The 11,471-nt window shown below is 72.8% G+C and carries 14 protein-coding genes; 7 read left to right on the top strand and 7 right to left on the bottom strand.

Annotation, left to right across the window (positions count from 1 at the left end; translation table 11 throughout):
* Positions 1-26: 26 nt before the first annotated feature.
* Together NBT67_RS12915 and NBT67_RS12910 are read left to right on the top strand one after the other, a co-directional pair.
* Complete coding sequence (locus NBT67_RS12915) at positions 27-941, top strand: hypothetical protein (protein ID WP_251342173.1); 915 nt, start codon at positions 27-29, stop codon at positions 939-941.
* Between the two features lie 47 nt (positions 942-988).
* Positions 989-1,429: a peroxiredoxin gene (locus NBT67_RS12910; RefSeq protein ID WP_251342171.1), complete on the top strand. Its 441-nt coding sequence runs from the start codon at positions 989-991 to the stop codon at positions 1,427-1,429.
* An 11-nt stretch (positions 1,430-1,440) separates the two neighbouring features.
* On the opposite strand, the gene NBT67_RS12905 is transcribed toward NBT67_RS12910, so the two are convergent.
* Entirely contained in the window at positions 1,441-2,652 is a 1,212-nt protein-coding gene (locus NBT67_RS12905) for an iron-containing alcohol dehydrogenase family protein (RefSeq protein WP_251342170.1), read from the bottom strand.
* A gap of 97 nt (positions 2,653-2,749) precedes the next feature.
* Here NBT67_RS12905 and NBT67_RS12900 point away from each other — a divergent pair, with 97 nt between their 5' ends.
* The 4 genes from NBT67_RS12900 (at position 2,750) to NBT67_RS12885 (ending at position 6,306) form a co-directional block, all read left to right on the top strand.
* A complete protein-coding gene (locus NBT67_RS12900) occupies positions 2,750-4,216 on the top strand; it encodes a hypothetical protein (protein ID WP_251342168.1) in 1,467 nt (488 codons plus the stop codon).
* 63 nt (positions 4,217-4,279) lie between these two features.
* Positions 4,280-4,822, top strand: coding sequence for a TlpA family protein disulfide reductase (locus NBT67_RS12895; RefSeq protein ID WP_251342166.1), 543 nt, complete (start codon positions 4,280-4,282; stop codon positions 4,820-4,822).
* The gene (locus NBT67_RS12890) at positions 4,823-5,554 is read left to right on the top strand and encodes a cytochrome c biogenesis CcdA family protein (protein ID WP_251342164.1); all 732 of its coding nucleotides are present in this window, start codon (positions 4,823-4,825) and stop codon (positions 5,552-5,554) included. It begins immediately after the preceding gene.
* Positions 5,551-6,306, top strand: coding sequence for a hypothetical protein (locus tag NBT67_RS12885; protein WP_251342163.1), 756 nt, complete (start codon positions 5,551-5,553; stop codon positions 6,304-6,306). Before NBT67_RS12890 ends, NBT67_RS12885 begins: the two co-directional genes overlap by 4 nt.
* Positions 6,307-6,308: 2 nt before the next feature.
* On the opposite strand, the gene NBT67_RS12880 is transcribed toward NBT67_RS12885, so the two are convergent.
* Positions 6,309-6,818 (bottom strand): MOSC domain-containing protein, encoded by a 510-nt coding sequence (locus tag NBT67_RS12880; protein WP_251342161.1) that lies wholly within the window; start codon positions 6,816-6,818, stop codon positions 6,309-6,311.
* Between the two features lie 326 nt (positions 6,819-7,144).
* Between NBT67_RS12880 and NBT67_RS12875 the strand changes: the two genes are divergently transcribed.
* A complete protein-coding gene (locus NBT67_RS12875) occupies positions 7,145-7,399 on the top strand; it encodes a helix-turn-helix domain-containing protein (protein ID WP_251342160.1) in 255 nt (84 codons plus the stop codon).
* 453 nt (positions 7,400-7,852) lie between these two features.
* Here NBT67_RS12875 and NBT67_RS12870 read toward each other — a convergent pair whose 3' ends face one another.
* From NBT67_RS12870 to NBT67_RS12850, 5 genes are read right to left on the bottom strand one after another with little or no spacing between them, the layout of a single operon-like run.
* Positions 7,853-8,272, bottom strand: a complete 420-nt coding sequence (locus NBT67_RS12870) for an HIT family protein (RefSeq protein WP_251342158.1) — start codon at positions 8,270-8,272, stop codon at positions 7,853-7,855.
* A 58-nt stretch (positions 8,273-8,330) separates the two neighbouring features.
* Positions 8,331-8,975 (bottom strand): uracil-DNA glycosylase, encoded by a 645-nt coding sequence (locus NBT67_RS12865; protein WP_251342156.1) that lies wholly within the window; start codon positions 8,973-8,975, stop codon positions 8,331-8,333.
* Between the two features lie 3 nt (positions 8,976-8,978).
* Positions 8,979-9,830, bottom strand: a complete 852-nt coding sequence (gene prs / locus NBT67_RS12860) for a ribose-phosphate diphosphokinase (protein ID WP_251342154.1) — start codon at positions 9,828-9,830, stop codon at positions 8,979-8,981.
* Between the two features lie 37 nt (positions 9,831-9,867).
* Positions 9,868-10,653: an HVO_0234 family beta-propeller protein gene (locus NBT67_RS12855; protein ID WP_251342151.1), complete on the bottom strand. Its 786-nt coding sequence runs from the start codon at positions 10,651-10,653 to the stop codon at positions 9,868-9,870.
* A gap of 58 nt (positions 10,654-10,711) precedes the next feature.
* The gene (locus tag NBT67_RS12850) at positions 10,712-11,470 is read right to left on the bottom strand and encodes an HAD family hydrolase (protein WP_251342149.1); all 759 of its coding nucleotides are present in this window, start codon (positions 11,468-11,470) and stop codon (positions 10,712-10,714) included.
* Between the last annotated feature and the right edge of the window lies 1 nt (position 11,471).

The following is an 11,471-nucleotide window of genomic DNA, read 5'->3' as shown; positions in this document are numbered from 1 at the left end:
GGCGGCGCCCGCCGGATAGCCGGGCGATGTCCGACGACGCCGAGGACGGCCACGTCGTTACGTGGGCAGCGTATCCGGACCGCGACGCCGACCGCTTCCGGCTCGCGGTGTGGCACCTCCTGGCGGGCGTCGCCGGGCTCTTCGCGCTGGGCCTGCTGGCGCTGCTCGGACTCCTCGTGGTTCGGGGCGTCGGCGGCGGGGACGCGCGGATCGCCGTCCTCGTCGGGGTGCTCCTCCTCGTCGGGGGGCCGGCGTCGCTGTGGTACGTCCTGCTGTCGGCCGAACACGGGACCGCGCGCGAACGCGAGACGCTGCTGCCGTCGACCGGGTGGCTCCGGCTCCGCTACCTGCCGATCGGCCTGTTCGGCGCCGCGCTCCTGTTCCTGCCGCTGGCGGTCCAGCCCGCTCTCCTGCTCGCCTACCCCGTCGCCGTCGCCGTCTGCCGGGCGGCGGTGGACGTGCGGTACACGGTGGGCCGGCTCGATCCGGAGACGGCGCGGCTCCGGCTGGTGACCGGCGCGGCCGCCGCCGAGTACGTCGCGACGGCGGCCCCCGACCCGGACGACCGGTCGGTGCGGACGTTCGACCTCTCGCCGCTTCGGCGGGTTCACCGCCGCCGCGTCGGCGACTACGTCGTCTTCGTCCCGCGATACCGGCGCCGGGGGTGGTGGGGTCGGCCGCTCCTGCTGGTCGTGCCGGTCGACGCCGCCGACCGGGTCGCGGACGGCCTCGACACCGTCGCCCGGACGAGCGACTGGCATCCGGATGGGGGGCTCGACCGGGCGGTCAGGATCGCCCTCGGCGGTCTCGGGCTCTGCTTTCTGGGCGCGGCGGGCGCCTTCGTCGTCTTCGCGGGGGAACGGGAGTCGATCGTCGCGTACGCGCTGGGGACGGTCGGCCTGCTCGGTGCGGCGCTGTTGCTCGCGGCGATCCGGGGGTAGTCGCCGGTGGCGAACCGGTTATCCCCGTCGCGACCGAAGGGCGGCCGATGCTCGACCCCGGCGATCCGGTCCCGGACGTCTCGGCGCCCAACCAGCACGGCGAGTCGGTGACACCCGACTTCTCGGAGCCGACGGTCGTCTTCTTCTACCCCGAGGACTTCACCAAGGGGTGTACCGTCGAGGCATCCGAGTTCCAGGAGTCGCTGTCGGCGTTCGGCGAACTCGGCGTGACGGTCTACGGCGTCTCGATGGACGACGTCGAGCGCCACGCCGAGTTCGCGGCGGCGGAGGGACTGGCGTTCGACCTGCTCGCCGACCCCGAGGGCGAGGTGGCCGAGGCCTTCGGCGTCTCGACGGACCTGGGCTACGCCGACCGGCGGACCGTCCTGATCGCGGACGGCGAGGTCCGGGCGACCTACGCTCCCGATCCGGGCGGGCACGCCAGCGAGGTACTCGACGACGCCCGCAGCGAGTTCGGCGGCGAGTAGGCGACGGATCCTCACCACGCGTCTTCGAGAACGGCCAGGATCTCCGCCCGTGTCGGCTCGACGGGCGCCGCGTCCACGAGGCCGTCGGCGCGGATCTCGTCGGCGATCCCGGGCAGGTGCGCGCGGTCGAGACCGTCGAGTTCGCGGAGTCGTGACGGGAGCCCGAGGTCGGCGGCGACCCCCGCGACGGCGTCGACGACGGCGACGGCGGGGTCAGCCGCGTCGTCGGCGACGCCGAGGGCCTCGGCCAGCAGGTCGCGCCGCGCGTGGGTCCGGTCGAAGACGTAGCGGAGGACGTGCGGCGCGAGGACGCCGTGAACCACCCCCTGGTGGGCGTCGTAGTCGTGGGAGAAGCCGTGGCCGAAGGCGTGGATGATCGACGCGCGGTACGTGCCCGGCGTCGAGATGCCGTACTGGGCGAGGACGACCCCCGAGACGGCGTCGTAGAGCTTGCCCTCGTCCATCGACTCCTCGGGGAGGGTCGGGAACCCGGACGACGCGAGCGAGAGCGCGCGGGCCGCCGTGGCGTCGGTCACGGGCGTGGCGTGCGGCGAGTAGAGACACTCGACGGCCTTGTCGAAGCCGTTCATCGCCGAGGCCGTGAGGACGGATTTCGGCGTCGTCTCGAAGAGCGCGAGGTCGTAACACAGGGCGGTCGGCATGAGTCGCGCGTCGCTCACGGAGCCGTTGGGGACCTCGTGGGGCGGCCTCCCCGCCGAAAGCGAGAGGCCGACGCCGGCGATGACCGAGAGGTCGGCGCCGGCGAGCGTCGTGGGCACGGCGACGATGGGCAGGGGGTCGTCGTCGACCGGGACGCGCTCCGACTCGACTGCGCGCTCGGCGGCGGCCGCGGGGTCGGCGTGGCTCTCGAGGGCGGCGATCACCTTCGCCACGTCGAGGCTACTGCCGCTCCCGACGGCGACGAGGGCGTCGACTCCCTCCTCGCGGGCGCGTCGGGCGCCCGCCAGCCCCGTCGCGAGCGACTTCTCGGGGGTGGTCTCGTCGAAGACGCCGGCGAGGCGGCCGTCCAGACCCGCCTCGACCGGGTCCATGACCGCACGGTTCGCGCCGACGTTCGACCCGGTGACGACGAGGGCGCGGGCGCAGTCGCGGGCGGCCAGCAGGTCGCCCAGGTCGGCCGCGCGGCCGCGCCCGCAGCGGAGTTCGCCGGGGTCGTAGTCGAAGGTGAACTGCCGGTCGGGCGGCGCGTCGGGGGACGACATACCCCCCGTAGGGTCGGGACGGTGTTAAGCCCGGGTCGGACCTCGCCCCCGGCACGCGGGCCGACCGGATTAAGACCCACCGCCCCAATCGCTACCCGTGTCCGCCCTCCAGCGTCTCGGTCGATGGATAGCGACCCGTCGGTGGCACCTCCCCGCGGCCGGCCTCGCCGTCGTCGGGGAGGTGGGACTCCGCGGACTGCTGGGCTGGCTGCTCTCGCCGCCGGCCGCCGTCCTCTGGCCACCGGTCGTCACCCTCGTCGCAGTCGGCCGCCGCGCCGACCGGTCGCCACGGTCACTCCTCGCCCTCGCCGTCCTCGGCCACCTCCTCGCGGTCCCCGCTGGAGCGGCGCTGTTCCTCCTCGTCGACACGCCGGTCCGGGCGGCGCTCTACTGGGCCGGCTGGACTCCCTCGACGGAGGTGATCGTGCTGTCGCCGCTGCTCGGCGTCGCGCTCGGAACCGTCGTCGCGTGGGCGGTGCCGGCGACGGCGCTCGGGGCCGCGAGTGCGTCCGTCGGGACGGCGCTCCGGGACGCGGTCGGCGCGGCGGTCGAACGGCCGCGGCGCCTCGGCGTCGTCCTCCTCGCTCACCTCGGCGGCGGCGTCCTCGCCGGCGGCGTCGCCGCCGCGGGGGTCGGGGCCGTGCTCGCGACGCGGTCGGTCGCCGTCCTCGCGGCCACGAGCGGCGGCGTCATGATCCTCTGGATGGGCGTGCTGGCGGCGCTCGCGAGCCTGCATCTCGACGGTCGTCCACCCGACACGACCCGCCCGTCGCCCGTCGCCGTCGGACTGGCGCTCGCGGTGGTCGTCGCCCCGGTCGTCGGCGCGGGCGTCGTTCGCGTGGGCGAACACCGGCCGATGGACGCGTCGCCCGCGGGACTCCCGGAGGATCCGGGGGCGGCGTACGCGACGGCGCTGTCGAACACCGAGCGACGGGACCACCGGTTCCGGATCACGGTCGGACCCGGAGACGCCGAGCCGTTCGTCGTCGAACACCGGGTGGACCGGACCGACCGGCAGTACCGCCAACTGCTCCGCGGGCAGGCGGTCGGACCGTCGATATACGCCGACACCGGGACGGGGTCGCCGCCGGTCCGTGGCCTCGACCGCTTCGCCCTCGGGCAGCGAACCGTCGGCGACGGACGGCCCGTGCGGGCGTCGCCCGACTACGTGCAGTGGATGGCCGACTACGACCTGCACGACGAGGGGGGACTCACGCCGCCCGACCCCGGCGTCGAGGGCTGGCGCGTCGCCGAGCGCAACGACACGGCGGTGGTCGTCGAACTCACGGATCCCGAGGCGGTGTTCGCGACGGCACAGACGCGGCCGCCGAACCGGGTCACGAACGTGACGGCCGCCAGAGTGCGGGCCGTCCTCGACGCGGAGCGGGGCACCGTCGAAACGATCACCTACCGCTTCGAAGCGACGGTGGGGACGGGGGCGTCGGAGACGCGGATCGACGCACGGGTCCGCTACACCTTCGAGGTGGGTATCGACGTGCGCCGGCCCGAGGCGCTCGGCCCGCGGTCCCTCGGGGAGTGGACCTGGAAACTGTTCGCCTACTGACCGTCGTCCCGCGAGACGGCCCACCAAGCTATTTGTATCGGCGAGCGAAACCGCCCGAATCGCATGCCCTCCAGACAGCGCCGGCTCCTCCTGGGAGCCATCGGCACAGCGATCAGCGGCGCCGCCGGGTGTCTCGGCGGGTCGTCGACCGACCCCGCCGGAACGCCGAGCGACGACGACCCGCTCGCCCTCCCCTCGGTCGTCACGCGGGGGGACTTCCCGGACGGCGAGGTGCGCCTCGTCGAGCCGGGGACGGTCACCCTGTTGAACTTCTTCACGACCTGGTGCAAGCCGTGTCAGCGCGAGATGCCCGACTTCCGGAAGCTCCGGGCGGCCTACGGCGCCGACGCCTTGCACATGGTGTCGATCACGCCCGAAGTCGACGAGACGCTCGTCCGGGAGTTCTGGACGGAGTACGAGGGGACGTGGCCGGTCGTCTCCGACCCCGCGCTCGAAGCCACCCAGCGATGGAACGCCAACAGTTACCCCACGAACCTCCTGTTCGACGCGGACGGGACGCCGGCGACGGGCGACGACCCCGAAGTGCGGGCGCGCACGTTCGAGGAGTTCGACGCCCTCGTCGCGCCGCTGGTGGGGGAGTCCTGAATGGGCGGGCTCGCGCTGCCGGCCCTGTTCGGGCTGGCGTTCTCGGCGGGGACGGTGACCTTCTTCGCCCCCTGTGCCTTCCCCCTGCTTCCCGGCTACCTCTCGTATTTCCTGGGCGACACCGCGTCGCGGATGGACGACGAGGCCACGGCCGGGCGGCTCACCCGCCGGGTTCGGGGTCCCCTCGCCCGGGCGGGGCTGATCAGCGTCGCCGCGGGCCTGGGCATCACGCTCGTGTACGTCGGGTTGGCCGGGACGACGGTCGCGCTCGGCGCGCGAGCGCTGGCGGACATCGCGGTCCTCGAAGTCGTCGTCGGGGGACTGTTCCTGCTCGTCGGCGGCGCGATGGCGCTCGGCTGGCGGGGCGGTTCGCTCGTCCACGTGCGGCTGCCGGAGCGACGGCGGTCGGTGGTGGGGTTCTTCCTCTTCGGCGTCCTGTACGCGGGTGCGGCCGCGGGCTGTACCGCGCCGCTGTTCATCGCCGTCGTCGCGAAGGGGCTGGCGTCGGCGCCAGCCGTCGGCGTCGGCATCGCCGTCGCCTACGCCCTCGGGATGAGCGTCGTCCTGACGACCCTGACCGGCGTCTCCGCGCTCGGGGGGTCGTCGGCCGTCTCGATCCTGCGCGACCACACCGAGCGGATCTACCGCGCGTCGGGCGTCCTGCTCGCTGCGTCGGGGGTCGCGGAGATGTACTACTTCTTCTACGGGTTCCCGGAGGTGGTCCCCCGATGAGTCGCCGGATCGCGGTGCTGACCTGTCTGCTGGTCGTCGCCGCGGGCTGTACCGCACCGACGGGAGGGTCGGGGCCGCCGCCGGGCCTCTCGGAGGACGGCGTGACCGACACGAGCGCGCTGATCGGGGCGCACACGGACGCCCTCCAGTCGCAGCCGTTCACGGTGCGGTCGACGACGACGATGCGGCCGACGAACGGCTCGTTCCGCGTCGTCAGCAACCGGACGTGGCGCGTGGATCCCGGTGACCCGATCCGCGGCCGGGTGGTGAGCAGTCGGCGTGTCGTCGGCGACGCACCGCCCCGCTACGCCGCCGGCCCGACGAGCGTCGCCGCCTGGCGCAACGGGACGACGACCTACCGACGGGTCCAGCGGAACGGCACGGCGACCTACCGACGGGTCCCGCTGTTCGACTCGTCGGTGAAGCTGAACGGCGCGCTGCGGCGGAACTCGCTCTACCGCCTGAGCACCCGGCGGACGGCGACGGTCGAACCGGTCGACCGCGACGGCCGGCGACTCTACCGCGTGACCGCCGCGCTCAACGACACCGCCGTGGCCTCGAACGCCTCGATGACGCTCCTGGTCGACGCGGACGGCGTGGTCCGAACCCTGCGGACCGAGGCGACGGTGCAGTATCGGACCGGGAAGCGCGACGTCTCGACGACCGTTCGGATCACCGGCGTCGGCACGACGACCGTCGAACGGCCCGACTGGTACGGGGACGCGGTCGACGCGACCGCGGACGAGGAGTGACCTCACTCCTCGGAGCGCAACCGCTCGACGACGGCGTCGGTGCGGTCCCGCGAGCCGAGGTCGGTCACCGCGTCGCCGACGGCGACGGGACCGCCCTCGACCACGTCGGCACAGATGCCGCCCCGGCCGTCGCCGAGCGCGCGAGAGACCCCCTCCTGGTCGGCGAGTTGCTCGACGTGCGCGCAGGGCGGACGGGGGCGGGTGCCGACGAGCGTCGCCTCGCCGACCCGGAACCGGTGGTCGAGCAGGTCGTGGAGGTCGACGCCGGCGACGACGACGTTGCGCCGGTGCTGTCCGTCGGTCAGGTCGATGCCGGCCTCGCGCTCGATTTCGGCGACGTCCTCGGCGGCGACGAGGGTGACCTGGCAGGTGTCGTAGGGGGCGTAGTACCCCTCGCCGGTGCAGTAGCGATCCCCGCGCAGTCCGCCGTCGGCGACCGCCTCGACGCGGTCGACCGCCTCCATGGGAGCCGATCCCTCGGGCGCGACGAAGAGGTCCGTGACGCGAGCCATACGGCCCCTCGGCGGGCGGAGCGCATAACCGTTCGGTCGGCGGTCCCGGGACAGCGCCGCGGACGGGGGCGGCGAGACGGGAACGGTCACGCCGACCGACCGAACTATCACGAACCTAGTAGGTGTGGGGGATCCTTCCCGAAAGATAACGGAGAATGGACGCGGCGAGTGCGTACCGAATACCCAACGGTCAGCCCCTATCCAACCTATATATCCGTATCGAGTGGATCGTTCACGATCGTCACTGAAGGGGAACGTCCGGATCGTTCACGACATATCATATCGCAGAAACATTTATGGATCTGTAGGAAAGTGAACTAGTCGAGATGAGCACCACCCACCTCGATACGACCGGTCCCGACGCGTCCGACGACACCTCCCTCGACGTTCCCGACGGGCTGAACTCCGCGGAGTCGAAACTCGTCTACGTGTTCCTCGCCGCCGCCGAGGGCGCGACGGTCGAGGAACTCCACGAGGCGCTCGACCTCCGGAAGATCACGCTGTTCCCGGTTCTCGACACGCTGGCCGAGCGCGAGGTTATCGACCGCGACGGCGCGCGATACGTCGCCACGGCGTCCTGACCACCTCGCAGGCCGAAGCCGTGGGCTCACCGCGCACGCCTGTACCGGGCGGTCGTCGGGCGGCGTTCGGTTTCGACGAACGGCGGCGACTCGGCGTCGGGAGAATCGTCGGTGGACCGTCGCCCGCGGTCAGCGGGCGGCGTGTGGCATGTCGCGAAAACAGGGTGGACGCCCCACGGGAGTGGGCGGGGCGTCGGCCATGAACGAATACGGGTAGCATTCCCAGTCGTATCACCCTGGAGACTGACCGTCTCGTGTGGCGTTGACGACGCAGTCGATCCGACCGGCGGTCCGGCCACGGATCGGTTACGGATCGTGCGGAATCGTTCGTATTTCGATCACCTCTCCCATATTGTGCCACGAGTTTGCAGTATAAATGCGTTTGCTTGGATATCCTAGCATACATTTAGATATTTAATGAATGCTCGTGGATATCTCTCGTCGCGGGCGAGCTCAGGCGGATTCGATGGCGGCGGCGACGTCGACGAGTTCGTCGTCGTCCACGTCCGGTCGCTCCTCGATCAGGGCGTGGATCGGCCGGCCACCGTCGCCCTCGAACCGGGGGACGATGTGGACGTGGACGTGGGGCACCTCCTGACCGGCGAGTTCGCCGTTGTTGACGGCGACGGTCGTCGCCTCGGCGTCGACGGCCGCCTCGACGCGGTCGGTCAGGTCGTGGACCGCGGCGAAGAGGTCGGCCGCGAGGTCCGCCGGCAGGTCGTTGAGCCGCTCGTGGTGGGCCTTGGGGATGACCAGCGTGTGGCCGCGGGCGAGGGGGTTGGCGTCGAGGAACGCGGTGACGGCGTCGTCCTCGTGGACGGTGTGGCTGGGTATCTCCCCGTCGACGATCGAACAGAAGATGCAGTCGCTCATACGCGAGTGATGCGCGGCAACGCTCAAAAGCGTCCCGGCGCGAGGCGGTGCGCGCCGATCAGCCGTCGGCGTCGACGCCACAGGCCCGGAGCGTCCGCGCCAGCGCCGTCCGATACCCCTCGCGGTCGTACCCGAGTCGCGACCGCCACACGTCGGCGTAGGAGGGGTGGAGGAGGGGGACGGCCGTCGTGTCGAGCGTCGGGCAGTCGACCGGGTCGAGGACGCGGTCGACGAACCCGTCGAGTTCCCGGCCCTCGACCGCGAGCAGCGAGGCGGTCGCGTGTCTCCCGGTCGGGAGGACGACCGCCGGGTCGACCGTCTCGACCTCCGTCCGGAGGTGCGACCGGCAGTTCGCCCGCTCGGCGGCCGTGGGTTCGCGGTTCGACCCGTCGCCGTCCGCGGGGAAACACTTCACCGCGTTCGTGTAGAAGGCGTCGTCGATGCCGAGGTCGGCGAGGAGGGAGCGGATCCGGCGCCCGGAGTGTCGCGAGGTGTAGGCCAGCCCCGAGCGGTTGCCGCCGGGCCACTCGGGAGCGTCCGGATCGCCCGCCGCGGGCGCCTCGCCGACCACCACCACCGCGGCGTCGGTCGGGCCGTTCCCCCACGCGATCCGGTCGCGGGACTCGACGAGGGCGGGACAGCGCCGGCAGTCGGGCGCGAGGACGAGGGCGTCGTCCGGGGCGGGTCGGTCGGGGTCGGCCATCGCCTACAGGACGTCGGCGACGGCCGGGGCGACGGAGACGGCCGTCACGTCGCGTTCGATGGTGTCGGTGGCGTAGATCCCCTCGACCCCGGCGCGTTCGAGTTTCGCCCGGGCCGACCGCGCGAACAGCGGGTGGACGCAGGTCACGTACACGCCCGCGGCCTCGCGGTCGTTCAGGACCGCGATGGACTCGCTCATCGTCGACCCCGTGGCGACGATGTCGTCGACGACGACCACGTCCCGCCCCTCGACGCCGGCGTCGCTCGGCGTGATCTCCACCTCCGTCCCGGAGTGGCGCACCTTCTCGAAGTAGTCGACGGCGCCGCGACCGTAGGCGTCGCGCACGGACTCGGCGAGGCCGATGGCGCCCGCGTCGGGCGAGAGAAAGAGCGGGTCGGTCAGGGCCGACGGGAGCGGGGCGGCGAGTCGCGACGCCGCCCGAACCACGTCACAGGGGACGTCGAAGAAGTCCGTCACCGACGCCTCGTGTGGGTCGACGAGGACGACCCGATCCGTGCCCGTCGACACGGCGCGGGCGACGGCGCGGGCCGACACCGGCTGCCCGGGTTCGAACGCGCGCTCCTGTCGGCCGTACCCCATGTAAGGGAGGACGGTCACCACCTCGTCGGCGCCCGCCTCGCGAACCGCGTCCTGTAACTGCAGGAGTTCGACGTGTGCGGCGTCGGTGGTCGTCGCGGCGACGACCACCGCCCGACCGACGCTCTCCGGGGCGCCGACGGACGCCATCCGTTCGCCGTCCGGGAACCGCTCGTAGCTCACCTCGGCGAGCGAGTCTCCCGTCTCGGCGGCCAGCGCCGCGCCGAGTGCCTGTGACTCCGAACCGGGAACGATCATACCGACGGGTCGACGGCCGCCCCGAAAACCGTTTCCGTTAGGCCTGCACCGCCAGCCGAGAGACGCCCGTGACGCCCAGTGCCCGCGTCCGCCAGCCCTCGCCCGCGTCCGCGAGCAGCGACCCCTCGGCCGTCACCGCCACCGTCGCCGCGTCGGTGAAGCCCACGTCGACGACGTCGGCTGGCGCCTCGACCGGCGACCACTCGCCGACGGCCTCGCGGACGAGGAGTCCGGACTCGCCGACGGCCGCGGCCCTGTCGTCGCCCGCGTCGGCGCTCACGGCCGTGAAGGCGCCGTCGCGTTCGTCCATCCAGCCGTTGCCGAGTCGGTAGAGACCGGCCGCCGTCGCCGCGAGCGGCATCCCCCGGCCGTGGACGTCGGCCACCGCCGAGAGGCCGACGTCGCGCAGGCCGCCGTCGACGGTGTACGCGCCGTCGGCGGCGGCGACCATCCCGCCGTCGATGGCCCGGGGCTCCTCGACGGTGCCGAGCGTCGTCCACCCGTCCGAGAGGCGGGCGATCCGGCCGTCCGGGCCGGCCGCGAGCGGCGCGCCCCCGTGATCGAAGCCCACCGCGACGGCGGGGCCGAAGTCGGTGGGGTCGTAGCTCCCGACGAGGACGTCCTCGTCGGTGGCGACGACGCGGCGATCCCCCGTCGCGGCCACGTCGCGGACCGTCGCCCGGTGATCGAGGCCGAACTCCCCGACGAGGTCGCCGGAGAGCGACGCGACGACCAGCCCCTGTTCGGCGGCCACGAGCACCTCGGCGGCCCCCGTCCGGTCGGCGTAGACGCGCTTCTCGTCGATGGTCAGGTCGTGGTCCATACGGACCCTCCGTCGGCGGCGGTGAAAAACGGTGGTGGGCGGGAGCGACGGCGGCGTCTCAGAGCCGGTCGGCGAGCGCGCTCAGCGAGTCGACCTCGACCGTCGGCTCCACGGGAGGCACCAGCCCGTCGTTGTGCGGTCGGCGCACGAGGACGGGATCCAGCCCCGCTCGGGTCGCCGCGAGCAAGTCGGTGCCACGGTCGCCGACGTAGCAGCCGTCGGCTCCGCCGAGCGAGTCCAGCGCATCGAGGAGGTAGTGGGGGTCGGGCTTGCGACGGTAGAACCCGCGGACGCCGGTGTCGCGGCCACGGACGTGTGCGAACGCGTCGAGGCCGTGGTGGTCGACGACGAACCGGACGACCCCGTCGTAGTTGTTGCTGACCACCCCGACGGTGTATCGCTCGGCGAGTTCCTGGACGACCGTCGCGTCGGGGTAGAGCGTCCGGACCCCCGATTCGAGCCGGTCGATGACCCGGCGCTCGCCGTGGCGTTCCCGCAGGCCGTAGAAGGCGACGGGGTCGACGCCGAGGCGGGCACAGCCGCGTGCGAAGTCGGCGTCGTACTCGTAGCCGGAGAGCAAGGCCCGCGTCTCGGGGTCGACGTCGAGGCCGCGCTCTGCGATGGCGTCGTCGAGCGCGCGCTCGTGGACCGTCTCGTCGGTGCCGCGTCCCTCGACGAGCACGCCGTCCATGTCGAACAGGAGGATCGGCGGGTCGTCGTGGGCGGCGTCGTCAGGGGCGGCGTCGTCGGGGGCGGCGTCGTCGGGGGCGGCGTCGTCGGGGGCGGCGTCGTCGGGAGCGGACGTGGATGGCGTCACG

It is taken from the genome of Haloplanus sp. GDY1 (genome assembly GCF_023703775.1).
Taxonomy (GTDB): Archaea; Halobacteriota; Halobacteria; order Halobacteriales; family Haloferacaceae; genus Haloplanus; species Haloplanus halophilus.
This window is presented reverse-complemented; position numbering and strand designations above follow the sequence as displayed.

Excerpts from the sequence above, each read along its gene's own strand:
- NBT67_RS12890 (WP_251342164.1), top strand. The coding sequence starts at position 4,823 with ATGGGCGGGCTCGCGCTGCCGGCCCTGTTCGGGCTGGCGTTCTCGGCG.
- NBT67_RS12885 (WP_251342163.1), top strand. The coding sequence starts at position 5,551 with ATGAGTCGCCGGATCGCGGTGCTGACCTGTCTGCTGGTCGTCGCCGCG.
- NBT67_RS12905 (WP_251342170.1), bottom strand. The coding sequence starts at position 2,652 with ATGTCGTCCCCCGACGCGCCGCCCGACCGGCAGTTCACCTTCGACTAC.
- prs (WP_251342154.1), bottom strand. The coding sequence starts at position 9,830 with ATGATCGTTCCCGGTTCGGAGTCACAGGCACTCGGCGCGGCGCTGGCC.
- NBT67_RS12915 (WP_251342173.1), top strand. The coding sequence starts at position 27 with ATGTCCGACGACGCCGAGGACGGCCACGTCGTTACGTGGGCAGCGTAT.
- NBT67_RS12895 (WP_251342166.1), top strand. The coding sequence starts at position 4,280 with ATGCCCTCCAGACAGCGCCGGCTCCTCCTGGGAGCCATCGGCACAGCG.
- NBT67_RS12875 (WP_251342160.1), top strand. The coding sequence starts at position 7,145 with ATGAGCACCACCCACCTCGATACGACCGGTCCCGACGCGTCCGACGAC.
- NBT67_RS12865 (WP_251342156.1), bottom strand. The coding sequence starts at position 8,975 with ATGGCCGACCCCGACCGACCCGCCCCGGACGACGCCCTCGTCCTCGCG.
- NBT67_RS12855 (WP_251342151.1), bottom strand. The coding sequence starts at position 10,653 with ATGGACCACGACCTGACCATCGACGAGAAGCGCGTCTACGCCGACCGG.
- NBT67_RS12910 (WP_251342171.1), top strand. The coding sequence starts at position 989 with ATGCTCGACCCCGGCGATCCGGTCCCGGACGTCTCGGCGCCCAACCAG.
- NBT67_RS12880 (WP_251342161.1), bottom strand. The coding sequence starts at position 6,818 with ATGGCTCGCGTCACGGACCTCTTCGTCGCGCCCGAGGGATCGGCTCCC.
- NBT67_RS12870 (WP_251342158.1), bottom strand. The coding sequence starts at position 8,272 with ATGAGCGACTGCATCTTCTGTTCGATCGTCGACGGGGAGATACCCAGC.